This is a genomic window from Streptomyces sp. NPDC030991, from assembly GCF_055571235.1.
In genome coordinates, this window is the sequence record NZ_JBVIFR010000005.1 from 1 (window position 1) to 23595 (window position 23595).

Consider the following 23595-nt stretch of genomic DNA (forward strand, 5'->3'; position numbering starts at 1 on the left):
GGGCCGGCGACTCAGGTACTGCAATGCACTCTTGGCCTGGGCACCGTCTCGAGCATCTACAGCGCGGTGACGCTGGAGATCACCTCGCTCTGACCGTTGATCGCGCACCCGGCCCTACCCGTCCGGCTGAGACGACACAGCCAGATCGGGTGGGGCCGGAGCGCAGCGGGCATACGCTCGCCGTCGTCACCGTGGACGCCCGCCCGGGCGCGAGACGCAGCCGAAACGGGGCGAGTTGTGGATGACCGTGCCAGATGCGGCTACGGCGACCGGCCTCGAACAGGTCTTCACCATCCACGCCACCGCCTCCGCCTCCGCCTCCGTCTCCGTCACCAGAGGAACGCTCCCGACGGACAGGACCGGCCTGCGGGCACCGAGCAGTGCCTATTGCATGGATGACTGAGGTGCGGCCGGGGCCGCGTAAGCGGTGCCGGAGGCGTCGAACAGGGCGTGCGTACAGGTCAGGTGCAGCAGGCGTGCGACGAGCGGGCTGGCCGAGCGGATGGTCACGGTCTTGCCCGCGGCCAGGGCGCTCTGACGCACGCGCAACAGCACTCCCAGGCCCGCGCAGTCGCAAAAGCGCAGGGACTGCAGGTCGAGCTCGAGCCCTTCGGCGGAGTCGGTGAGGGCGGATCGCAGGTCGTGCTCGAAGCGGGGTGCGGCCTCCAGGTCCGCATCGCCGTATACCGCAACGCCGCTGAGCGTTCCTTGCGCGAGCACCTCGACGCGCGTTCTCGCCGCGGAGTGCGGCAGATCGACGGTGGCGCGCGGTCCGGGCGGAGCGGCGCAGTTTGCGGGTTCCGGCACAGCCACTCCCCAGGTTCGGCGTCCGCTGGCATCTAGAATCGCCGGAAGCGTACTTCACGTCAACGGTTACATGAAATGAGTTTCGTGTTTCCTGCGTCGAATCCAGTTTCGTAAACTGGCTGGATGCAGGCACACAGCGAATCGCACACCGGATGGACCTTTCTGACCAACCACGCACGGGTCCTGGCGGCCATCGCCGACAACCGCCACGTACGTATCCGGGATCTGGCCGTGCACTGCAGGCTCACCGAACGCGCGGTGCAGCGGATCATCACCGACCTGGAAGAGGCCGGCTACCTCTCTCACGTCCGCGAGGGCCGCCAGAACCTCTACGCCATCGACCCCTCCAAGGTCCTGCGCCATCCCGCCGAGGCCGACGTCCCCGTCGCCTCCCTGCTGTCCGTCCTCGTCAGGGACGAAGCCGACCGCACGCAACTGCTCGACCACGCCTGACCCCGCTGCGACCCCGTGCCACTGCAACAGGAGACGAAGCGCAATCCCCGACCGGCCAGGAGGCGTGCGGTCCGCGCACGGTCTGCTGAAGTATCCGGTCGACGGGCGCCCGTGCTGCCGACAGGCCGAGGGCATCACGCGCGGCGAGCAGCAACCTGCGGCTCTCGGCCCGCAGAGCGGTGCCACGCTCCGCGGAGTGGGACACGAAGGCCCTCCGTGCGGTGAGTTCCTGGACGGCTTCCGCCACACCGGAGGTCTTCGTCATGTGCGCGACCTGCCGAGTGTCAACAACGCTCGTGATCGATACATCTAGGTCGTGGTCCGTCCGTGTCATACCGGCACCGTGATCGTTGTGGCTTGTACATGGGGTCGGTTCGCGTGTTGGGGAGTGTGGGCGTGGAGGTCGAGGCTGTTCACCATGCCTACGGGCGGCGTGTGGTCCTGCGTGGCGTCGGCCTGCGGCTCGGGGCAGGGAGATTGTGCGGGATCGTCGGGGAGAACGGTGCCGGCAAGTCAACTCTGCTGAAGATCCTTTCCGGTGAGTTGCGGCCCGCGCGGGGCGTGGTCCGTCATGGGGGCCGGTTCGGTTACTGCCCGCAGCACATGGTCCTCAACGACGCGCTGACCGTCCGGCAGCACTTGAGGTTCTTCCAGAGGGCCTACCGCCTGGCGGATCTGCGGTATGCCGAGGAGCTCATGGACGTGCTGGGGTTCGCCGGTTACGCCGATGAGCGGGCCGGGGTGCTCAGCGGTGGGACGCGGCAGAAGCTGAACGTGACGCTGTCGCTGATGCACGATCCGCAGGTCCTTCTGCTGGACGAGCCGTATCAGGGGTTCGACTGGGACACCTACCAGCGGTTCTGGGATCTCGCCGTGCGACTGCGCGATGCGGGACGCTCTGTCCTGGTCGTCTCCCACCTGGCGTACGACACCGAGCGCCTGGACGAGTTGTGGCGTCTGGGTGGCGGAGTGCTCCGCCCCGACCGGGCGGTGGCCGCGTGAGGTTTCACTTGACCCGGTTCGCTCTCGCCACCGGATTCGCGCTGACTGAGCACGGCCGCAACCGGTTCGCCATGGTCCTCGTGATCCTGTTCGTTCCCCTGTGGACGACTCTGGCCTATCTGGCGATGCCCGACACCCCGGCGCACATGCGGCTGCACGCCACCGGGGAAACGCTGGCGCCCCATGGCAACGAACTGACGGAGATCAGCGGCGCGCTCAACGCGGTCACCCTGATCACCGGTTTCATGATGTTCGCCGCCACCTTCTCCGGCAGCCGCTTCGACCGCCGACTGGCGATGGCCGGCTATCCCCGGGCCCACCTCGTCCTGGCCAAGGTCACCGCACTGGCGCTGATCTCGGCTGCGGTCGCCGCCTACGCCACCGCGGTCACGTGCCTGGCGTGGACACCCAGGCAGCCTCTGCTGCTCGCCGCCGCGCTGTTCAGTGCGGGACTCACCTACGGGGCCCTCGGTGTCGGCTTCGGCTCGGTGCTGCGCCGGGAGGTCGAGGGCATGTTCGCCATCGTGATGACCAGCATCGTCGACCTCGCGCTGCAGAACCCGGTCATGAGTGCTGGGGCCGACAACCCGGTCATGCGCTACCTGCCCTCCTACGGAGCCATGCAGGCCAGCACGGCCGCCGGTTTCTCCACCACTCCGGTACCGCGTCATCTGGCCGTCCAGCTCACCTGGTTCGCGGGAGCGGCCCTGATCGCCCTGATCGGCTTCCGCCGCAGCACCCGCAGCGCCCTGCACGTCAACGCCCAGTTCCCCGAGCCTGTGCGGGGTGGCGGCGCTTCCTCCCTTCCCGCGCCGCGCCCAACTGCCGAGCCCTCGGCGCCCGACACGAAAGCACTCTGAGGTCCACGCCGCGAGATGCGTGCAAAATTCCAGCCCACCCCCGCCCCCCTCGACACGGCCACGCACGCGCGACGGAGTCGAGTCGCCGCCCGTCCACCGATGGACGAGGACCCCGCCCTGCGTGCGGCGTACCGGCTGTGCCGGCGCACCACACGCCTGCACGATCCCGGGATCTACGCCCTCATCCAGCTGATGCCGGCCGTGCTGCGCCCGCCCTGCTGGGCCTTGTGGACAGCAGCGAGCGTCCTGGACGACCTCGCCGACCAGCAAGAGATGGAACAGGCCGAACGTGTGGCCCGCGTTCAAGCGTGGACCCGAGCCCTGCAACGCGACCTGGCGACCGGCACCAGCACGGATCCGGTCCGCCACGCCCTGGTGGACACCGCACTGCGATGGCACCTGGACCTGTCCAGCCTGCAAGGCGCCGTGGCCCGCACAGTCCACGACGTCCGCGACCGTCGTTTCGTCGACTGGGCCGAGTGGCGTGCCTGGTGCGAGGCACTGGTGCCCTGGGTCGACCAAGTACGGCACCTGTTCGAACAGGCTGGAGCGCCGATGACGCTCAGGCTGGACCGGCAACAGGACTACAAGCGGTTCATCGATGGCGCGCAGCTCACCGACCTTCTCACCGACCTGAGCGCCGACCTCGCCCAAGGGCTCCTGCTCCTGCCGCAAGAGGCCCTGGACGCCTTTCCCGGCGCGGAAGACGACCTGCGACAGGGACGCTGGAGTCCCGCTGCCGCGGCTTTGATCAGCGACATGACGGCCCTGGCCCGCCGGTGGGTGACCAGGCCCGTGATGACCAGCGGCATGCACCCGGGTGCCGCCACCGTGCTCAACACGGCCGCCTGCCTGATGCGCGCCCAGCTCGATGCCGTCGACGCGGCCGGCCCGGCCCTGCTGAAGCGCGCCCAGCGCCCCTCCGTCGTGGCCCGCAGCCGCGTGCTGGCCCCCGCCCGCCTCCGCGCAGCCCTGGCCTGGAGCCTGACCCCTCTGACCGTGCCAACCCCCCGGCCCCCTGCGGCGGACACGAGCGATCCGAGCCCGGCGGATGACGGCACGGAGCTCCGGCCCCCGCCGTCACACCCCGACGGCATTCAGGCCCCGCAGATCGCCGCCGACCAGATGCCCTCCCATGTGGCGGTCATCATGGACGGCAACGGCCGCTGGGCAGAGCAGCGCGGCCTGCCCCGCCATGAAGGCCACCGCGCCGGCATCGCCGCCGTGTACGAGATGGTTTACGGGGCCCTGGAAATCGGCCTGCGCCATCTGACCGTCTACATGTTCTCCACCGAGAACTGGAAGCGCGACACAGAGGAGATCACCACGATTCTGGAGGCAACCCAACGCGAACTCGACGAGGGTCCCCTCCGTGACATGGACGTGCGCCAGCGCTGGTCCGGCCGTCCCGACAAACTTCCCCAGGACCTGGTCCACTCCCTCAGGCGCGAAGAGCACCGCACCCGCGCCCGCACCGGACTGACACTTACTACCTGCATCAACTACGGCGGCCGCGACGAGATCACCCGGACCGCCGCAGCGCTCGCCCAGGCAGCCCGAGAAGGTGAAGTGGATCCCCACCTCCTCGGCGAGGACGATTTCGCCCGCCATCTGCCCCACCCCGACATGCCGGACGTGGACCTGCTGTGGCGCACCGGCAACGAACAGCGCACCTCCAACTTCCTTCCGTGGCACGCCGCCTACGCAGAGCTGTACTTCACCCCCGGCTACTGGCCCGACAACGACCGACGTGACCTGTGGCAGGCCATCACCGAGTACAGCCGACGCCAACGTCGCCACGGCGCTGTCCCCACCCCCCTCACCTCCCCCGGAAGTCACCCTTCGCCCCCTCACACCCACCCTGAATCCCGGCATCGCGCACGATGAGCAACTAGCGGCCTGCGCCGGAGATCCGTCGGCAGAAGCGGGAACCGCAGGTGTTCGGCGGCCAGCCATGCCTCGATGGCCGGCGTCTTGTGGGTGCCGTAGTTGTCGCAGATCAAGTGAACCTGCAGGCGGATCTTGATGAGGAACTTCTTGAACTCCGCTGCCCGGTGCTTGCGGTGCAGAGACTCACACCGGTCCGAGCCGCCGTGAACACACCCTTCCTACTATTGTTTCGGCGTACATCGGAATGTCGGAACAAAGGGAACGGGGTGGCGAATTGAGCACGATTGCGATCGTCGGCGCAGGTCCGCAACTGGGGCGCGCGATCGGTCGGCGGTTCGCCGTCGAGGGGTTCGACGTGGCGTTGATCGCCCGCAACCGTACGACGCTCCAGGCGGTGGCCGACGATCTGTCCGACACGGGCGTCCAGGTCGGGGTGTTCCCCGCCGACGTCACCGATCGTCCCGCTCTGCACGCGGCGCTGACCGCCGCCGAGGAGCGGCTGGGGCCGATCGACGTACTCGAGTACTCGCCCGCGCCCTCCCCGGCAGACCTGCGCCGCGCGCCGCTCGTCGAGGCCACGAAGGTCACCGTCGACTCGGTTCTGGCCCAGCTGGATCTCTACCTGCTCGGCGGTGTCGCGGCGGTGCAGCACGTCCTGCCCGGCATGCTGGAGCGCGGCACGGGAACGGTCCTGGTCAGCAGTGGCGCGGGGTCGGGCCCGGTGATCGCCCCGCACGTGGCGAACGTCCAGATCGCCACCGGTGGGATGCGCAACTGGATCCTCAACCTGCACGCGGCGCTTTCCGGTACCGGCGTCTACGCCGCGCACGTGGCGATCGCCGCCTTCATCGGCCAGGGCGGCCACGACTCCCAGCCTCAGACGATGGCCGACGCCTACTGGCGGCTGCACACCGAACGCACCGAAGCCGAGCTGGTCGTCCAGGACCTGCCGGACGACTACCTGGAACGGGGCCTGGCGGACAAGTTCGTCGAGTCCTGAGCCGCTGACAGCTTCGCGGGTTCTTGTCAGGTGCCTGAGTTCGGGAACCGGTGCCGTGGGCGCCGGTCTGCCGCTCGGCCAAGTCACGCGCCCCACGGCCCGGGAGATTGCCAGGCCCACCGTTCGCAGCGCCGTCCGAGCGGCAAGGCCCGGGGATGAACTGACCGGCCACGGGGCCCGGCGCCACATCAGCCGACGTCGCCGGCGTCCGGAGACTGGGGATCAGGGTTTCGGTGCGGGGCAGGTGCGGGCGGAGGTTCAAAAACCCCCGGCGGGCACGGGCCGGGTGAGGCGGGCGGGCTCGGTCTGCTTCTCCCAGGGTCGGCGGAGATCGGCGGCGGCTTCGCGGGTGAGCCCGAGTTGGGTGTGGTGCCTTCGACCACGTCGCGGAGTTGTGAGCGGGCGGTGATGCCCAGCTTGGGGAACACCCGGTAGAGGTGTGAACCGACCGTGCGCGGTGAGAGGAACAGTTTTTCCCCGATCTCACGATTCGTCAGGCCGCGGGATGCCAGCTGGGCGATCTGCTGCTGCTGGGGGCTGAGTTCGGCGAAGGCACTGGGTACGACGTCGCCGGCCTCGATGCCGGCGGCGCGCAGTTCTGCCTGTGCCCGCTCGACCCACGGCCGCGCGCCCAGCCGCTGGAAAGTTTCCAGGGCGGCGCTCAGCAGCGGACGTGCCTCGGCGATACGGCGCTGCCGTCGGAGCCATTCCCCGTAGTCGAGCTGTGTCTGCGCCCGTTCGAACGGCCACTGCTCACCTGCGGGTTCCTTGAGCGCTGCCCGGAAGAACGGTTCCGCGTGCTCGGCATCCGCCAGCAGGGCGCGGCCCCGGTCGATCAGTGTGCTCACCCGTGCCGACATGCCTGTACCGAGGCGCCGCGCCGACCGTTCCAGTAGCTCTGCGGCGTGCCCCTGTCGTCCTCGGCGGACGGCCGCCGCCGCCAGTTCGGCCAGGAGGGTGTAGGAGACGTGGTAGTGGACCGGATCGCCGTCGTCGGTGAACGCGGAGCGGAACTGTGTGTACGCGGTGTCGTAGTCGCCTTCGGCCACGGCCGCCATCCCCAGGGCTCGACGCGCGAAGACCGTGACGGAGCGGCTCTCCAGTGGGTCGACGAGAGCCAGGGCTCGTTCGGCGAGCCGGCGTGCGGTGGCCGGGTCGCCGAGCAGGCCGGCCACCGTGGCGTCGAGTGCATGAGCGCACGCCTCGGCGTGGTCGAGTCCGGCCGACGATGCCATGGCCGCGATGTCAGCCGCCACCGAGCGGGCCTCGGCCCATCGGCCCTGCTCCAGGCGGGTCCAGCCGGCCGCGCATCCCAGTCCGTCCGGGAGCCGTCCACGGGCCTGCCACTGATCGAACGCCTCGTCGAAGGTCCTGGCGGCAAGGGTGGTCTGGTCGAGCAGCCAGGCGACGATGGCCAGCGCGGTCAGGCTACTGGCGTCGCCCTTGGCCTCGGCGATGAGCCCGGGCAGGGCAGGTGTGAGGAAGGCTCCCGCGCTGCTGGGGTCGGAGACGGCCAGGACCCAGGCGCGCAGCGCCGCTCCGGCGGCATCGTCGGGCATGCGGGAGAGCACGCTCTGGATCTGTCGCTGTTGGGACTCCTCGCCCGAGTAGTAACGGACCACCGCCGCCGCGGCCAGCGCGTCGAGAACGAGGGGCGACCGGGCGTCCGCCGCCTCGTCGGCAACACGCATGAGCAGCGCGAAGGCTGCTGTGTGACGGGGGCCCAAAGACATGAGCTGTCCGGTGGCCAGCGCGGCCCTGCCCAGCAGTGTCTGGTCGTCGGTGCACTCGCGGACTGCGGCGGCCAGGTGTTCCACCCAGCCGAGTTGACCGGTGAAGACGGCGGTGGCAGCGGCTTCGGTCAGAAGACGCGCCCGGTCCTCGCGGCGCGGGCTGAGTTCCGCGGCGCGCTCCTGGGCCGCGGCAGCGGCCGCGAAGCCGCCCCGGCGCCGGGCCCGGTCGGCCGTCTGCTGCAGGGCGGCCGACACGTCCTGGTCGGGGCGTACGGTCGCGGCGGCGAGGTGCCAGGCTCGGCGGTCGGGCTCCTCGCGCAGCAACTCCGCGAGAGCGAGGTGGGCCCGGCGGCGTTCCTCGAACGACGCGGCATGGTAGACGGCGGAGCGGACGAGCGGGTGACGGAAGGAGATCCCGGATCCGTCCTGGCGTACGAGGCCGGCCCGGTCCGCGGGTACCCATGCCTCGTCGTCCGCCTCGGGAAGTCCCACGGCCGCCGCCGGAGCGTCCGCCGCGCCGGCGGCCGCGAGCAGCAGCAGGTTGCGGCGGGTCGGTTCCGGCAGCTCTGCCGCGTGCCCCGCGAAGATCCGCTCCAGTCGGTCGGTGACCGGCAACGGGCCCTCCACGCCGCTGCCTTCGGGAGGCCGGATCGCGGTGGCGTGGGCCAGTTCCACCAGGGCCAGCGGGTTGCCGGCCGCCTCCTCGATGATCCGCACCCGGGTTCGGCCCGTGGGCGGCGTCGGCTGCCGGTCCAGCAGCCGGTTGGCCGCCCCGGCGTCCAGCGGGCCGAGTTCGATGCGCTCGTATCCCTTGTCGAAGCCGGGCAGCGCGTCCGCGGTGCGGACTCCGACCAGCAGTGTGACGGGCTCGCTGTCCACGCGTCGTGCCACGAAGGAGAGAACGTCCAGTGATCCACGGTCGATCCACTGGGCGTCGTCGACCACCACCACCACCAGCGGGGCGGTTTCCGCCAGGTCCGACAACAAGGTCAGGACCGCCAGACCGACGAGCATCGCGTCGGGAGTCTCCGCACACTCTTCGAGCCCCAGGACGGCACGGAGCGCGGAGCGCTGCCGCGACGGCAGGCCCTCCGCTTCACCGAGTACCGGGCGCAGCATCTGATGAAGACCGGCGAATCCGAGGTGCGCCTCGGATTCGCTCCCCACCGCCCGCAGCACTCGGCCACCCGCACCCCGTGCGCGATCGGCCGCGAGGTCGAGCAGCGTGCTCTTTCCGGCACCGGGATCACCCGTGACGATCAAGACGTCGCTGTGGGACCGGTCAGCGCCCACACGCCGAAGGATTTCTGCGGTCTCGCTTTCCCGGCCCACCACCGTCGGACCGGAATTCCGCGTCGAGCGCTGGTCCCCATGAGCCCGTCCATCGTTTTCCACGGATGCTCCAAGGAATCGAGACACCCCCAGACACTAGCGTGGGGTAGCGCGGCAGCGCCCGCAGCGGTATCAAACCCGCTCGGAGCACCCAGAGCGTAGTCGTCGTCCGGGGCGCCGATGCAGTCACGTGACGCATACCCCGGCTGTCGGTGCCGCAGCCGACCGTGCGCACGAGACCGTGGCCCCGCTGATCCGCGTCACCGGCCATCGACCGGGATTCTCCTCGCACACGGCACACGGCACACGGCACACGGCACGCAGGACCAGCGCAGAGGCGCCCAAGCCGTCTGACACCCGCCGGAAAGCAACACGGAGTGACCGCACATTCTCGCATTTCGCTGATCTGCAGGCTGCCTTGTTTTTCACCTGGCCTACAGGAGGAAACGACCCGTGCTCAGAGGCGTGCGCACCGGTGCAGTCACGTGACGGATACCGAGCCTGCCGGAGCCGCTCGTACGGTTGGGTAAACCTTCCGAATACCAAGGAAATCGCATGGACCAGATCACGCTCGGCAATGTCTCCATCACCCGCGTCCGGGAATACTTCGGGTCCGTCGAAATGGAGCCCCACACCTTCTTCCCGGAAAGCTCGCAGGAAGTCTGGAAGGACGGCGTCCACTGGCTAGCTCCGCATTTCCTGGACTCCGAGACCAACACCGTGAATTCCGCGATCCAGACCTGGCTGCTGCGCAGCGGAGGCAAGACCATCCTCGTCGACACCGGTGTGGGTAACCACAAGGAGCGGCCGTACGCGCCGGTCTGGAGCCACCTGGAGACTGACTTCCTGGCCAACCTCGCCCGGGCAGGCGTCCAGCCCGAGGACGTGGACATCGTGATCAACACGCATCTCCACGTCGATCACGTCGGCTGGAACACGTACCTGGACGGGCGAAGTTGGGTCCCCACCTTTCCCAACGCCACCTATCTGATGCCGAAGGACGACTTCGACTTCTGGAACCCGGCAAACGGACACCAGCCGCTGCCCGGCCGCGGCAACCAGAACGTCTTCGAGGACAGCGTGGCCCCGGTGCACCAGGCCGGCCAGACGCTGCTGTGGGAGAACAGCCACCAGATCGACGCCGACCTGCGCCTGGACACGGCTCCCGGACACACCCCCGGCTCCTCCGTGCTGACCCTCAACTCCGGGACGGACCGCGCGGTGTTCGTCGGTGACCTGCTGCACAGCCCGGTGCAGATCGTCGAGCCGGACGCCAACAGCTGCTTCTGCGAGGACCCCGCGGGCGCCCGCGCCACCCGCCGCAAGGTGCTGGGCTGGGCGGCCGACAACAACGCGCTCCTGATCCCCGCGCACCTGGGTGGTCACGGTGCCGCCGAAATCGCGCGTCATGGCAACACGTTCGACATCAAGGGCTGGGCGCCCTTCGCCCCCTACTCCGAACAGGCTGACGCTCCCGGAAAGGCATAGCTGTGAGCCACCAACCAGATCCCGTCGCCACCACCGCACAGGGAGCCGTCCGCGGTCTCCGCCAGGACGACGGCACCGCCGCCTTCCTGAACATCCCCTACGCCGCTCCCCCGACGGGCGCAGACCGGTTCGCCCCGCCGCAGCCGCACGAGCCCTGGGACGGTGTACGGGGCGCCACCGTGCCCGGCCCCAACGCCCCGCAGTCCGAGCGGAAGCTCGGCAACATCGACATGGCCCCCTACTTCGGCGCCGGTTGGAGCCGTGGCGAGGACTACCTCACCGTCAACGTCTTCCAGCCCGCCGCCGCGGACAGCGGTCTGCCCGTGATGGTGTTCGTGCACGGTGGCGGGTTCGTGGCCGGGTCGACGCGGTCCGCGCTGTACGACGGTTCCGCCTTCGCCCGCGACGGCGTCGTCCTGGTCACACTCAACTACCGGCTGGGCATCGCCGGGTTTCTCGACATCCCCGGGGCGCCCGCCAATCGGGGCCTGCTCGATGTCGTCGCGGCGCTGCGTTGGGTGCGGGAGAACATCGCCGCCTTCGGTGGTGACCCGGACAAGGTCACCCTCTTCGGCCAGTCGGCCGGGGCGACCATAGTCGGAGGCGTCCTCGCCACCCCTGAGGCCGCGGGCCTGTTCCGCCGGGCGATCGTGCAGAGCGGCAGCGGTCTGGGTGCGTTCACCTCCGAGCAGGCCGCCCGTGTCACCAAGGCCGCGGCCGAGGAACTGGGCATCGAGCCGCACACCGACGCCTTCGCGGACATCTCCGACGAGCGCCTGGTGGAAGCCGCCTCCCGGCTCGCGGGCATCGACCTGCGGACCCAGACGCACCACGATCCGCTGATCGGCCTCAGCCCTTTCAGCCTGGTGCTCGACACACAGCCTGCGGTGTCCGTCGGCGCCGGCCTGAGCGCCGATGTCGACCTGCTCGTCGGGATCAACACCGAGGAGGGGAACCTCTACCTGGTCCCGGTGGACAAGTACGCCACCTCGACCGCCGACGATGTCAACGATACGGCGGCGCGCTCACACCCCAAGCCCGCGCAGCTCGTGGATACGTACCGCGACACCCGCCCCGGGGCGTCCTTCGGTGAGTTGCGGTCGGCCATCATGGGCGACGCGCTGTTCGGGGCGGGCAGCCGGGCCCTGGCCGACGCACATGCCGCCCACCGCCAGTCCGCCACGTTCAGCTATGAGTTCGCCTGGCGCTCCCGGGCCCTTGGCGGAGACCTCGGCGCCACGCACACGATGGAGCTCCCCTTCGTCTTCGACAATGCGGAGCTTCCGGAGCTGGCGGGCGAGGGCGCCCTGCTCGGCCCCGACAAGCCGCCCGCGGACCTCGCCGCCCGCACGCACGAGGCCTGGATCCGCTTCGCCAGGACCGGCAGCCCCGGCTGGGAGCAGTACGACACCACACGCCGGGCCACGATGCACATCGACGCCGAGTGGACCCAGGTCGAGGACCCTCGCGGCCAGGAACGACAGGCCTGGACCTGACCCCTCACTCAGATCGCTCCGTGCGCCCTTCCGTCAAAGACACCCCACGACACCCATGACAAGATCCGCCATCACCACCGAGAACGCCCCCACTCCGGCAGCCCCGCTGTCCCAGAACATCCACAAGGGCCCGATACCGCCCTACTACGGGGCTCACGCCCGCGCTGTTCACCGGCGTTCATGCGCCCTCCTGTCCGCCGAGATCCGCACAACGAAACGGATGCTTCCTCCATACGCATTCGGGAGTAAGACGGAGGCAGCGTCCGGTCAAACAGGAGTCGCCGCCTTCGGTGTCACAACGGCGCCGTCCCGGCCGGCGCCGGTACTGCGGTGCTCCTGCCGGGCCTTGACGGGGCGCCACCCGAGGTTCACCGGGCGCCCGCGGCGCGTGACGAGCCTCTGCGTGGCCGCCGTGCTCACCCTCTCGGTCCGGGTGGGCGCGTAGTGCGTAGGCACCAGGACCGGTGAGTGACCGGTCCGCTTGCACCAGGTCAAGACGGGTGCGCGGGACGATGCCCGCCGGGGGCACCGCAGGGAAACGTGGGAGGCGCGTGGGAGCTCGCGCATCCCTTCTCCTCAGTGGTGTCTGGAGTGATCATCAGGTGACAACTTCTCCCTACCGAATCGGACGGTTGGCGTTCCGGCGGCGCCGTCCCGTACGTGGTCCACGGCTGGGTGCTCCGGCGCCGGCCGTCTCCCCGATCCGCCTCGGCCGGCCGGCGATCGGCGCTCTCGGTCTCCTGGCGCTCGCCCTCGGCACCTTGCAGTCGGTGGTGGAGCCCGCGCTGCCGCTGCTGCAGGGTGAGTTGGGGGTGAGTTCCGGCGAAGCCGCTTTGATCGGCAACGCGTTACTCGTCACCGGCGCGGTCGTCACTCCCGTCGCCGGCAAACTCGGAGATCGCTACGGCGGGAAGCGGGTGCTGCTCTGGCTGATGGCCGTGGTCTCGGCCGGGGGTCTGATGGCCGGCCTGGCCCCGAACCTTCCGGTGCTGCTGCTCGGTCAGGTATTGCAGGGCGTCATGGTGGGTGCGCTGCCCCTCTCCTTCATCCTGGTACGCAAACACCTTTCCGCGGGGAAGTCACAGGCGGCGATCGGGCTGGTCGTCGCCCTGTTCACGGGCGGCAGCATGGTGGGCATGCTGTTCGCCGGTCCGGTCGCGGAGGGACTGTCCTGGCAGTGGATGTTCGCGCTGCCGACCCTCGCGATCATCGTGACGACGGCGGCGGTGGCCCGGCTGATGCCGCATGATCCGCCGGTCCGCACGGACGACGGGATCGACTGGCCCGGCACTCTTCTGCTGAGTGGCACCCTGCTCACGTTCATGGTCGGACTCGTGGCGGTGACGCGGGACGGTGGCGTGCCGCCGGTCGCGGTCGCTGTCCTCGCGGTGGTCGTGTTCGCCCTGGCCAGCGGGTGGGTCGTCGTCGAGCGCCGGGCAATCTCGCCGATGGTCGACCTGCGCATGTTGGCGAAGCCCGCGATGTGGCATGCATGTGTGCTGACCTTCGTGATCACCACCAGCACCGGGATGGTGCTCTTCCTCCTCCCGCAGTTGTTCGCCGTGTCGGCCGACGGGTACGGCTTCGGAGCCGGGGCCACCGACATCGGACTGTTCCTGCTGCCCGGCGCCGTCGCCGGGGCGGTGAGCGATTCGGTCGGCGGCGTCGCGGCGCGGCGCTTCGGACCACGTGCCGTGGTTCTCGTGGGCACCGTCGTCACGGCGGCCACACTGATCGCCCTGGCGGCGCTGCACGCCGCGGAATGGCAGCTCGTCCTGGCGAAGGTGGTGACCGCGTTCGCCGCGGGCGTCGGCACGACGGCGTTGCTCGCGGGTACCGCCACCGCTGTCGAGACCAAGGACACCGGCATCGCCACCAGCCTCCTCGTGGTGACGCGCGTGATCGGGGTCGCCCTGGGCGCCCAGATCGGCGGCGCGATCCTCGACGCCGGGGCCGAGCCGCCGACGGGTCTGCCGGCGGAGTCCGCCTTCGTCACAGGGTTCGCCGTGGCCGGTCTCGTCGCCGCGTTGTCACTGCTCTTTGTCCGCGTCACGAAGAAGGGAGTACAGGCATGACAAGGGGCTGCTCGACAAGGAACACAAGGGTTCTGATCTCCGGGGCCAGTATCGCCGGGCCCGCGCTGGCGTACTGGCTACGCCGGTCCGGATACGCGGTCACCGTGGTGGAGAAGGCAGGCGCGCTGCGCGGCGGTGGTTACCCGATCGACGTTCGCGGTAGCGCGACAGAGGTGGTCCGCCGGATGGGGATACTGCCACGGCTGCGGGACGCTCACATCGACTCGCGTCGGTGCACCTTCCTCGAAGCCGAAGGCGGTGAAGTGGCCTCACTGGCACCGCACGCCGTCGCGGGCGGTGTCGAGGGACAGGACCTGGAGGTGCGTCGGGGGGATCTGACCGCGATCCTCCACTCGCTGGTCCGCGACGACGTGGAATTCCTCTTCGACGACTCCATCGACACCCTCGACCAGTCCGGAGAAGAAGTCGACGTCACGTTCCGCAGCGGGCTACAGCGCACGTTCGACCTGGTGGTCGGCGCCGACGGGATGCACTCACGTACCCGGGACCTGGTGTTCGGCCCCGAGGGACAGTTCCACCGCTATCTCGGCTACTGCTTCGCCCTGTTCACCATGGCGAACACCGTCGGGCTCTCCCGCGAGGTCGTGATGTGGAACAGCCCGGGGAGAGCCGCGGCGCTCTACGCCGTCGGGAACCACGACGAGCTGCACGCCTTCCTGACCTTCCACCGCCCGGAGCCGCCGTCCGACGCGCTCCGGAACCCCGCAGCCCAGCGGGAGCTGGTCGCCACGGCCTTCGCGGACGCGGGGTGGGAGGTCCCCGCCATGGTCGACGCCATGCGCGCCGCGGACGACCTGTTCTTCGACACCGCCGGCCAGATACATATGCCCCACTGGTCCGACGGCCGCGTGGCGCTCGTCGGTGACGCCGCGTACGCCCCCTCGTTCCTCACCGGACAAGGTTCGAGCCTTGCCCTGGCCGGTGCCTACATGCTCGCCGACGCCCTGGCCACGAACCAGGACCACGCCGCTGCCTTCACCGCCTACGAACACGGCATGCGGGAGTTCGTGACCATGAATCAGGCCCTGGTCGACAACGGCGCGGCCCGGCTCTTCCCCACCACGGCGCGGGCCCTGGAACGACGCAACGCCATGCTGCGTGACCTCGTGTCCCTGCCCTCCGCACCAGCACGACCCGCTCACTCGGCACTGATCCTGCCCGAACGCACCCCCATGGGCTGACGCGGTGCCCCGCACGGCGCGGGAAAGGCGGGACGGTCCTCGCGGACCGCCCCGCCAAGGGCTTCCGTATCGGACTACGGCAGACGGTCACCGCCGCCAGGGGCCGCCTGGGCCAGGCCCGTCCGGTAGGCGATGACGACGAGCTGTGCCCGGTCGCGGGCCTCCAGCTTGGTCATGGCGCGCTGTACGTGGGCGCGGACCGTGAAGGGGCTGAGGACCATCCGCTTCGCGATCTCCTGGTTGGACAGACCGGTCGCCACCGCCGCCACCATCTCGCGTTCGCGCGGGGTGAGCGCGGCGAGCTGTTCGGCGTGGTGCTGCGCCGGGACCACCTCCGGCGTGGCCAGGAAACGAGCCACCAAGGAACGGGTGGCGGCGGGAGACAGCAGGGTGTCACCGTCGGCGACGGTGCGCACGGCGTCCGCCAGTTCCTCGGCCCCGATGCCCTTGCCGATGAAACCGCCGGCGCCCGCGCGCAGCGCCTGAGCGATGTACTCGTCGGTCTCGTAGGTGGTGAGGATCAGAATGCGGCTGGCGCGCAGTTCCGGGTCCGCGCAGATCTCGGCCGTGGCGGTGAGGCCGTCCACCCCGGGCATGCGGATGTCCATGACCACCACGTCCGGGCGTAGCTCCCGGGTGAGCCTGACCGCCTCCCTGCCGTCACCGGCCTCGCCGACCACGGTGATGTCGTCGGCGCTGTCGAGAAGCATCCGGAAGGCTTCGCGCAACAGGGTCTGGTCGTCGGCGAGCAGCACTCTGAGCGTCACGGTGTGTCTCCCGCCTCGGCGTCGCATCGCGTCCGCCGACTGTCTGCCACCCCGTCAGCAGCCTTACCAGGCATGGTTGTTGTTGTTCCGTCGGTCGTTCGTGGTGTGTCTTCGAGGGGCGGGACGGGCAGCTGGGCGGAGAGAAGGTAGCCGCCCTCGGGGCGCCTGCCCGCGGTCAGGTTTCCGCCGACAGCGGTGGCGCGTTCGCGCATGCCGATCAGGCCGTAACCGGGCGACCGCTCCGTCACCGTCGGCGCACTCGGTCGCGCCGCGGCGGTCGACGCCGTACGGGCTCCCTCTCCGTCGTCGGCGACGGTGATGGTCACGTGATCGCGTCTCCAGACGAGGCCCACCCGGGCGCTGCCGGTACCGGCGTGCTTCGTCACGTTGGTCAGGGCCTCCTGGACGATGCGGTAGGCGGTGAGGTCCACTCCCGGCGGCAGCGGCCTGGCCGCGCCCTCCTGGTGCGTCGATACCTCGAGGCCGACGCGGCGGAATGACTCCAGCAGGGTGGGGAGCCGGGAGAGGCCGGGCGCCGGTTCGGCCGGTGCGGCCGTGTCCCCGGACTGACGCAGCAGACCGACCGTGGCCCGCAGTTCGTCGAGCGCGTCGGCAGTGGTGCCGACGAGTTCCTCGATGCTCTTGCGGGCCTGTTCCGGGCGGACGTCGAAGAAGTGGGCGGCGACCGTGGCCTGCGCGTTGGCGAGAGTGATCTGGTGCGCCACGAGGTCGTGCAGCTCTCGGGCGATGCGTACCCGTTCCTCGGCCACTCTGCGGCGCGCCTCCCCCTCCCGGCTCTCCTCGGCCCGCCGGGCCCGCTCCTCCACGGCGCCCAGGTAGGCCCGCCGGTTTCGCACCGCGCGCCCCAGCACGCCGGCCACCAGCGGGAACACCCCCACCACCGCCATCCTGCTCGCGTCCTTCCACGAGACGTCCCCGAACAGGGGGATGGACGCCATCAACACCAGGGCGGCGGGCAACACCGCGCTCGCCGCGTGCTGTTCGGTGCGTGCGGCGAGCGCGTAGGAGTAGGCGGTGATCACGACGGGGGCCACGATGAGCGGGGTGAGCAGAAGACCGAAGGGCGGTACCAGCACGCCGATCGCGGTGGTGGCCGCCAGGGCGGCCAGGGGCGCCCGATGCCGCGTCGGCAGCACGGCGCACGATGCCACGGCGATGACGTAGGCGGCGGCCGAGGGCGCCGACAGCGTGTCGTCGGCCTGCATCACCCCACCGAGCAGACAGAGCGCGAACGCCGTCATCGTGGTCACTGCCTCACGCCACCACGCGCCGCGCGATCGCCGGTCACTGCCGTCCGTGTCCGTCATGGTCTGCTCGGCCCCCGCCTGCCCGGAGGCCGCCGCACCGCCATGTCGGGGTCCGGTCGCGGACGGCGGGACGGCGGGACACACCTGTCCAGCGCCTCCCCCTCGCCATGCACATTCGACAGCACACGGTTCAGGATACGAGGCACCCTGTGTCGTCAGACCCGGCACCGTGGCGTGCCGTTGCCTGGGGACGCCGCTGTGACAGAACCGGGGCAGTCGGCGCGGGCTCGCTGTCGATTTCGGGGCGGGGGTCGTTGACGACGACGTCGATGCCGCGGGCGAGGAACAGGCCGGCCCAACGAACTCACCGGCCTGTTCAGCTACCTCGCCTCAGGGCTGTGCGTCAGCCTGTTGCCAGAGCGCCCGCGGGACTTCCGCATTGCCGGAGTCACCTTCGTGGCACTGCGAGACGAGTTCAACCTTCTGGAGACGACAGTGGTCGCCGTGCACCGCCCGGAAGCAGACCCGGCCGTCCACCGCCTCCTCGAACTGATCACCCGCCGCGCCCCCACGTGAGCACCATAGGGAGCTGACCAAGTCCGTCCACAGCCGAGCCCTCCGCATGATGCAGGCCCTTGGTGCAGCCACCGAATCAACGGGTGACGGGCCACATGGCGGCACCCGGCTTCACTGACTCCCCCGCCTGGCCTGCGGTGACGCGGAGAACAAGAGGTGGCGCACGGCTGTTGCCGGCGAGGTGGATCTCCATGCTCAGGCCGCCACCGCGGGAGCGTCCGAGCGTGTGGTCACCTGGTTCGGCCCGGCCTGGAGCCCCTGTCTCCTGGCGCCCGGCAGCGTGCTCGCGAGTCCGGCAGAGGGAGGGGTCCACCGGCACGGTCCGGCCGATGTCCGCCAGCCCCCTCGGCCACCACTTCAAAGGATCCGCGCCTGTTGGGGGCCGAGCAGAGTACCGGCGGATGATCGAACGCCCCGTCCACCAGCTGGAGGTGCACCGATGCGACACTGCGCGGCATGGGAATATTTCGCCGAGGTCGCCGCACCACCGATCCAGCCGTGCCGACCGACGACCCGGAGCTGAGCACCCTGCTCCTGCAGGGCCAGGACATGATCGAAAAACTCGCCCAAGCCCATACGTCCTGGGGCCTCGGCAGTGCCGACCGATGGGACCTCGACCAGCAGACCGGGCTGATCACCTGGACCTTCCCGGACAAGACAGCCACCGCCCCGGCGCAGATCCTCGGCAGTTACAACCCGACCACCACCTCCTGGCTCTGGGCCTGGGGAAACACCAGCATCCTGCCCGCAATGAGCGAAGACTCCGCACGCGTACGGGACTGGGCCCAAGAACACGGACACGCCGGTCTTTCGCGATCCCGGCTCGATGGAGTCGACCCGGAAGCAGCATCCACTCTCGTCGCGCTTGCCGTTCGCATCACACAAGCCACGGGGTACTACAAGCCCTCCAGCGGCCAATCCATCCCGATCGTCACCTTCGGACCGGTCACGCTGATCAACAGCAACGGTGCGACGTCAACCTTCGCGATCGACATCAGCTGACAACGAACCAGAACCCGGCAACGATCACCCCCGAGCCGGGTAACGATCACACCCCGCCTCCGTCCATGCACCTCGACACCATTCAAGAACAACCCGCCGGTGTAGAAGACGAACAGGATCCCGCACAACACGTACGTTGTACGCGGTAAAAATCCGTGACCGGGGCTGTCAACCGATTGACGGTTCCCCCGCCGTCGGCGCAGCCCCATGTGGTCGAAGTATCGGACGTGCCGGATGTGTTGACACCCCCCGGCTGCTTCCTATCATCGGAACTGTCCGCCAATTCGACCAAAGTTCGATATTTCGAACGACGTAGCAAGAACGGGCACCCGACAGTCCCGTACGCACGCACACCGGGTTCCGGCTCGCCCACGAGCGCCTACCCGGCTCCGAGATTGGCATGTCCATGACCTCGGAGACGCGTACGGACCCCGGCGGTGGGACGCCGCCGGCTCCACTCATCCCCCGGGAGACACTCCATGACGGTGACATCGGCCCGTACGAGACGGACCAGGCCACTCGCTCTGCTCACCCTCGTGCTGGCCATGGCCGCAGCCATGCTCGGCGTCCAGACCTCCACCGGCGCCGCCGCCGCGGGCTCGCTGCCCTGTGACCTCTACGCCGCCGGTGGCACGCCCTGCGTGGCCGCCCACAGCTCGACCCGCGCCCTGTACTCCGCGTACAACAGCCGCCTGTACCAGGTGAAACGGGCCTCGGACGGCGCCACCCGGGACGTCGGCGTGCTGGGTGCGGGAGGTTATGCCGACGCCGCCGCGCAGGACTCCTTCTGCGCCGGGACGAGCTGTCTGATCACCGTTCTCTACGACCAGTCCGGCCGCGGCAACCATCTGACCCAGGCGCCGCCCGGAGGGTTCCAGGGACCCGCCGCGGGCGGTTACGACAACCTCGCCGAGGCGTCGGCCGCACCGGTCACCATGGGCGGCCACAAGGCGTACGGCGTCTTCATCGCCCCCGGCACCGGCTACCGCAACAACCGTACGAACGGCATCGCCACCGGGGACCAACCGGAAGGCATGTACGCGATCCTCGACGGTTCCCACCGCAACGGCGGCTGCTGCTTCGACTACGGCAACGCCGAGACCAACAGCCTCGACAACGGCAACGGCACCATGGAGACCATCTACTTCGGCGACAGCAAGGCATGGGGCTACGGCACCGGCAACGGCCCGTGGGTCATGGCCGACCTCGAGAACGGCCTGTTCTCCGGAGTCAACCGCGGCTACAACGCCAACAGCCCCAGCATCAGCCACAGGTTCCTCACCGCCATCGTCAAGGGCGAATCGAACCACTGGGCGATCCGGGCCGGCAACGCCCAGTCCGGGGGCCTGGCCACGCACTACGACGGGCCGCGCCCCAACGCCTCCGGTTATCACCCGATGAAGAAGGAAGGGGCCATCATCCTCGGCATCGGCGGCGACAACAGCAACAGCTCCGCCGGCACCTTCTATGAAGGCGTCATGACCTCGGGCTACCCGTCGAACGCGACCGAGAACGCCGTACAGGCCAACATCAACGCCGCCGGTTACGCCACGTACACCGTGCCGGGTACCCCGGCCGTGGGCTCCCGGGTCTCGCTGCGGGCCACCACTGCCTGCTGCACCAACACCTACCTGCGCCACAACAGCGCCGACAACAACGCCGCCCTCGCCGCGATCTCCTCGTCCAGCACATCCACCGACAAGGCAGCCGCCACCTGGACCGTGCGCGCCGGCCTCGGGGACGCCTCCTGCGTCTCCTTCGAATCCGCCGACAAGCCGGGGCAGTACCTGCGCCACTATGACTTCCGCCTGCGGGTGGACAGCATCGATTCCGGCACGCTCTCCAGGCTGGACGCCACGTTCTGCCCCCAGACGGGCCACAACGGCCAGGGCGTCTCGCTCCGGTCGGCCAACTACCCCGGCGACTTCGTACGCCACTACGACTACGGGGTCTACGCTGCGAGTCACGGCGGCTCCCACGCCTGGGACGCCGCCACCGCCTGGGCCGACGACACGAGCTGGGTCGTCACCTCACCGTGGGCCTGACGCCGACCGGCACCGAGCTGGGTCTCCCGCACCGCCGGGACCCCTGGACGGCCGGGACGTCGGCAGCATAGACAGGACGGGCCCGGGGACAGAAGACCCGGGCCCGCCGCACCAGCTCTGTCGCGCCCAGAAGGACCGTGCGGTCGTAGCCGTAGGGGCGCACGCGTACGTCACCGAGGCCGACGGCCTCCGTCTCCCGGCGGCCAGCAGTTCGCGGGCGAACGTCCGGCACCGGTCACGACACCGCCGCATTCGCGGCGGAATCGATCCGCCGCTGGTGGTGCGGCCCGGGTCGGGTCGCCTACCCGCAGGCGAGGCGACTGCTCATCACCGCCGACGCGGGCGGTTCGAACGGCTACCGCACCCGGGCCCGGAAGCTCGAACTGGCCCGGCTCGCAGCCGAAACGGGATTGCCGATCAGCCGACGCACCCGGGTACGGCGGGGACGCTGGTAGTGCAGTTGTTGGGCGTATTGGCCGAGATGGGCGAGGTGGTGACCGTCATGGTCCCGGACTGACGGTAGACACCGCCCGCGTTCACGGTCGCGGCGTTCGCCGTGACCGGGGTGCTGGTGACGGAGAGGATGCCGTTGACCGAGGCGATGCCCCCACCGCGGCCGGCCTTGTTGCCGCCGTTGACGAAACTGCTGGTGAGTGTGGCGGTGGCGGCGTTGTACAGGGCGCCGCCGTTGCCGACCGCGGTGTTGCCGGACAAGGTGCTGCCCGTGAAGGTCGCCGCCGCACCACTGCCACTGTTGTGGACGCCGCCGCCGGTGCCGGTGGCCTTGCTGTTCGTCACGGCGCTGTTGGTGAGCGTCACGGCGCCGAAGTTGAGGATGCCGCCTCCGTTGGCGGGAAGCAGGCCCAGGAGCCCCTGGGCGGAGCCATTGTTCACGGTCACGCCCTTGAGGGTGGCGCTGCCGGTGGCTGAGACCCGGAGGATGCGGAAGGCAGCGGTTCCCGAACGGGTGATGACGTTGTTGTTGCCCTCGAAGGTGATCGCGGTGGTGATGTGCGGCAGGCCGTCGGCACCGTTGGCGAGGTCACTCGCGTGCGCCGAGGTCAGGGTGTAGGTGCAGCCCCCGGCCAGGGTGATGACACCGCCGCCGGCGTTGTCGGTGGTGGTGACCGCGGTGACGAGTGCACTTTCGGTGCAGGCCACCGCATCGGCACTCGCCTGCGCGCCGGTGGGCAGGAGCATGCCTGAGCCGGCGGCCAGAAAAACTGCCGCAGAGATCAGGGAAGGGGTGCGGGTATTACGCATGGGGACCTCTTACGAGTAGCCGGTGAAAACCCCGTTGCGAGGCAGGGAATTTCCGCGGGAACGGTCACCGGCGGCCGACTGACAGCCGGTACGCACGATACTGCAGAAAAACCGGCGATCGAGGCGATGGGCGCGAATTCTGCGATATGGCGCGATCCGACCAGCAGTAGCCGATATTCCAGCCAGCCGAAAGGCCACATTTTCTCCCGTCGTCGCGCATGCCGATGTCGGCGCGGCGGGTGCGCCGACCCCCGGAGGACCATGTCCGACACGGAGCAGGCCGCTTCCTGCGGGTCGATCTTCCGTTTCACGGGGTATCCAATGGATACATGTCTTTGCGGCCAAACTTTGATCGAACCTGCCATTCCAGCACATCGAGTGTCCCTACCGGTTGAGGGTTGCCCTATTACGGCATAGGTTGCCGGTCTGTCGGTCGGAGAATTTCTTTGACTGCACAAATCGAAAGGCATACCTCATGCGCTTCACGCGCACAACCACCGTTCCGTGGACCGTCGCAGTCGCCGCCATCGCCGTGGTCGGCCTCACCACCACCCCCGCCCTCGCCTCCGCGTCGGGCCGGGCCGGCGCTGAACGGGCCCAGACCACCGTCGGCGCCCTTGGGCTCCCCGGCGCCAACGGTGCCAACGGCGTGGGGACCAGTGGCGGACTCGGTGGGCTCGGTGGCACCGGCGGCGCGGCGGGCGCCAACGGCAACGGCGGCACCGGTGGTACGGGCGGCAACGCCAACGGCAGCGGAAGCACCGGTGGCGCAGGCGGTGCGGGAGGCGCGGGAGGCGCCAACGGCAACGGCGGCGGTGGCGGAGCAGGCGGCGCCGCCACTCTCGGTGGCACCGGCGGCAAAGGCGGTGTGGGCGGTGTAGGCAACGCCGGTACCGGCGTTGCCGGCGGCAAGGGCGGAAGCGGTGGCGCCTCCACGGCCGGAGGCGGGCACAAGGGAGGCACAGGCGGGGCCGGTGGCGCTGCCAGCCCGGTGTGTCCCGGGCAGCCCGGCGGCAACGGCACCGCCGCGACGTTCGGTGCGGACGGCACCACGGGCGCCACCGGGGCTGCGGGCAACTCCACTCTCCCCTGCTGAACGGGCCTCCGGACGAGAACCCGGTAGAAGGTCGATGACGTCTACGCATGCCGGCTCCGCCGCTCGAGCGGCGGAGCCGGCATGCGTCCCGCGCCGAGGCGCATCGCACAAGGTGCCGACGGAGCCGCCCCAAGGTCCCCGGCGATGAAGTCATCGAAGCCGTCGCAGTCTTCCTGCCGCTGGGCGCCGATGCGTTCGAGGTACTCACGCGGAGTGAGCCCGCGAACCAGCGTCAGGGTG

Annotated in this window: 19 protein-coding genes and 3 pseudogenes; 14 read left to right on the forward strand and 8 right to left on the reverse strand. The window is 69.7% G+C overall.

All coding sequences use genetic code 11. The features are described from left to right. Positions 1 to 241 precede the first annotated feature (241 nt). The gene (locus ACZ45E_RS11275) at positions 242 to 403 is read left to right on the forward strand and encodes a hypothetical protein (RefSeq protein WP_468219255.1); all 162 of its coding nucleotides are present in this window, start codon (positions 242 to 244) and stop codon (positions 401 to 403) included. On the opposite strand, the gene ACZ45E_RS11280 is transcribed toward ACZ45E_RS11275, so the two are convergent. Continuing rightward, positions 385 to 807 carry an STAS domain-containing protein gene (locus tag ACZ45E_RS11280; RefSeq protein WP_468219257.1) on the reverse strand — a complete coding sequence of 141 codons (423 nt, stop codon included), beginning with the start codon at positions 805 to 807 and terminating at the stop codon, positions 385 to 387. The two genes, ACZ45E_RS11275 and ACZ45E_RS11280, sit on opposite strands and share 19 nt — an antisense overlap. Before the next feature lie 123 nt (positions 808 to 930). Here ACZ45E_RS11280 and ACZ45E_RS11285 point away from each other — a divergent pair, with 123 nt between their 5' ends. The 4 genes from ACZ45E_RS11285 (at position 931) to uppS (ending at position 5009) form a co-directional block, all read left to right on the forward strand. Continuing rightward, positions 931 to 1260, forward strand: a complete 330-nt coding sequence (locus tag ACZ45E_RS11285; protein WP_468219259.1) for a helix-turn-helix transcriptional regulator — start codon at positions 931 to 933, stop codon at positions 1258 to 1260. A 396-nt stretch (positions 1261 to 1656) separates the two neighbouring features. Beyond that, the gene (locus ACZ45E_RS11290) at positions 1657 to 2262 is read left to right on the forward strand and encodes an ATP-binding cassette domain-containing protein (protein WP_468219261.1); all 606 of its coding nucleotides are present in this window, start codon (positions 1657 to 1659) and stop codon (positions 2260 to 2262) included. After that, positions 2259 to 3122, forward strand: coding sequence for an ABC transporter permease (locus ACZ45E_RS11295; protein WP_468219264.1), 864 nt, complete (start codon positions 2259 to 2261; stop codon positions 3120 to 3122). Before ACZ45E_RS11290 ends, ACZ45E_RS11295 begins: the two co-directional genes overlap by 4 nt. 99 nt (positions 3123 to 3221) lie before the next feature. After that, positions 3222 to 5009, forward strand: a complete 1788-nt coding sequence (uppS, locus tag ACZ45E_RS11300; RefSeq protein WP_468219266.1) for a polyprenyl diphosphate synthase — start codon at positions 3222 to 3224, stop codon at positions 5007 to 5009. A gap of 35 nt (positions 5010 to 5044) precedes the next feature. Here the strand turns inward: uppS and ACZ45E_RS11305 are convergent. Continuing rightward, positions 5045 to 5194: pseudogene (locus tag ACZ45E_RS11305) on the reverse strand (IS630 family transposase); the annotation flags it as partial. A 92-nt stretch (positions 5195 to 5286) separates the two neighbouring features. On the opposite strand from ACZ45E_RS11305, the gene ACZ45E_RS11310 reads away from it, so the two are divergent. Beyond that, a complete protein-coding gene (locus ACZ45E_RS11310) occupies positions 5287 to 6012 on the forward strand; it encodes an SDR family NAD(P)-dependent oxidoreductase (RefSeq protein WP_468219267.1) in 726 nt (241 codons plus the stop codon). Positions 6013 to 6200: 188 nt separating this feature from the next. Here ACZ45E_RS11310 and ACZ45E_RS11315 read toward each other — a convergent pair whose 3' ends face one another. After that, positions 6201 to 9140, reverse strand: coding sequence for a helix-turn-helix transcriptional regulator (locus ACZ45E_RS11315; RefSeq protein WP_468219269.1), 2940 nt, complete (start codon positions 9138 to 9140; stop codon positions 6201 to 6203). Between the two features lie 492 nt (positions 9141 to 9632). On the opposite strand from ACZ45E_RS11315, the gene ACZ45E_RS11320 reads away from it, so the two are divergent. From ACZ45E_RS11320 to ACZ45E_RS11335, 4 genes are all read left to right on the forward strand, one after another. Next, the gene (locus ACZ45E_RS11320; RefSeq protein ID WP_468219272.1) at positions 9633 to 10565 is read left to right on the forward strand and encodes an MBL fold metallo-hydrolase; all 933 of its coding nucleotides are present in this window, start codon (positions 9633 to 9635) and stop codon (positions 10563 to 10565) included. A gap of 2 nt (positions 10566 to 10567) precedes the next feature. Then, positions 10568 to 12061: a carboxylesterase/lipase family protein gene (locus ACZ45E_RS11325; RefSeq protein ID WP_468219274.1), complete on the forward strand. Its 1494-nt coding sequence runs from the start codon at positions 10568 to 10570 to the stop codon at positions 12059 to 12061. 740 nt (positions 12062 to 12801) lie between these two features. Then, a complete protein-coding gene (locus ACZ45E_RS11330) occupies positions 12802 to 14136 on the forward strand; it encodes an MFS transporter (protein ID WP_468220034.1) in 1335 nt (444 codons plus the stop codon). Continuing rightward, positions 14133 to 15338, forward strand: coding sequence for an FAD-dependent monooxygenase (locus tag ACZ45E_RS11335; RefSeq protein ID WP_468219277.1), 1206 nt, complete (start codon positions 14133 to 14135; stop codon positions 15336 to 15338). Before ACZ45E_RS11330 ends, ACZ45E_RS11335 begins: the two co-directional genes overlap by 4 nt. 74 nt (positions 15339 to 15412) lie before the next feature. Here ACZ45E_RS11335 and ACZ45E_RS11340 read toward each other — a convergent pair whose 3' ends face one another. Together ACZ45E_RS11340 and ACZ45E_RS11345 are read right to left on the reverse strand one after the other, a co-directional pair. After that, entirely contained in the window at positions 15413 to 16105 is a 693-nt protein-coding gene (locus ACZ45E_RS11340; RefSeq protein ID WP_468219279.1) for a response regulator transcription factor, read from the reverse strand. Next, positions 16102 to 17433 (reverse strand): sensor histidine kinase, encoded by a 1332-nt coding sequence (locus tag ACZ45E_RS11345; protein ID WP_468219282.1) that lies wholly within the window; start codon positions 17431 to 17433, stop codon positions 16102 to 16104. The genes ACZ45E_RS11340 and ACZ45E_RS11345 overlap by 4 nt, the downstream gene beginning before the upstream one ends. A 1014-nt stretch (positions 17434 to 18447) precedes the next feature. On the opposite strand from ACZ45E_RS11345, the gene ACZ45E_RS11350 reads away from it, so the two are divergent. Together ACZ45E_RS11350 and ACZ45E_RS11355 are read left to right on the forward strand one after the other, a co-directional pair. After that, positions 18448 to 18951: a DUF6882 domain-containing protein gene (locus tag ACZ45E_RS11350; RefSeq protein ID WP_468219284.1), complete on the forward strand. Its 504-nt coding sequence runs from the start codon at positions 18448 to 18450 to the stop codon at positions 18949 to 18951. 479 nt (positions 18952 to 19430) lie between these two features. Beyond that, positions 19431 to 20996, forward strand: a complete 1566-nt coding sequence (locus ACZ45E_RS11355; protein WP_468219286.1) for an alpha-L-arabinofuranosidase B — start codon at positions 19431 to 19433, stop codon at positions 20994 to 20996. A gap of 130 nt (positions 20997 to 21126) precedes the next feature. Here the strand turns inward: ACZ45E_RS11355 and ACZ45E_RS11360 are convergent. Continuing rightward, positions 21127 to 21227 (reverse strand): annotated as a pseudogene (locus tag ACZ45E_RS11360) (SsgA family sporulation/cell division regulator); the annotation flags it as partial. Here ACZ45E_RS11360 and ACZ45E_RS11365 point away from each other — a divergent pair. Beyond that, positions 21224 to 21418: pseudogene (locus ACZ45E_RS11365) on the forward strand (ISAzo13-like element transposase-related protein); the annotation flags it as partial. The pseudogenes ACZ45E_RS11360 and ACZ45E_RS11365 sit on opposite strands and share 4 nt — an antisense overlap. On the opposite strand, the gene ACZ45E_RS11370 reads toward ACZ45E_RS11365, so the two are convergent. Next, complete coding sequence (locus ACZ45E_RS11370; protein WP_468219288.1) at positions 21414 to 22259, reverse strand: hypothetical protein; 846 nt, start codon at positions 22257 to 22259, stop codon at positions 21414 to 21416. The pseudogene ACZ45E_RS11365 and the gene ACZ45E_RS11370 sit on opposite strands and share 5 nt — an antisense overlap. A gap of 475 nt (positions 22260 to 22734) precedes the next feature. On the opposite strand from ACZ45E_RS11370, the gene ACZ45E_RS11375 reads away from it, so the two are divergent. Further along, positions 22735 to 23355, forward strand: a complete 621-nt coding sequence (locus ACZ45E_RS11375) for a hypothetical protein (protein WP_468219290.1) — start codon at positions 22735 to 22737, stop codon at positions 23353 to 23355. A gap of 41 nt (positions 23356 to 23396) precedes the next feature. Here the strand turns inward: ACZ45E_RS11375 and ACZ45E_RS11380 are convergent, their stop codons facing one another. Next, positions 23397 to 23591 (reverse strand): DUF6461 domain-containing protein, encoded by a 195-nt coding sequence (locus ACZ45E_RS11380; RefSeq protein ID WP_468220037.1) that lies wholly within the window; start codon positions 23589 to 23591, stop codon positions 23397 to 23399. Positions 23592 to 23595 lie beyond the last annotated feature (4 nt).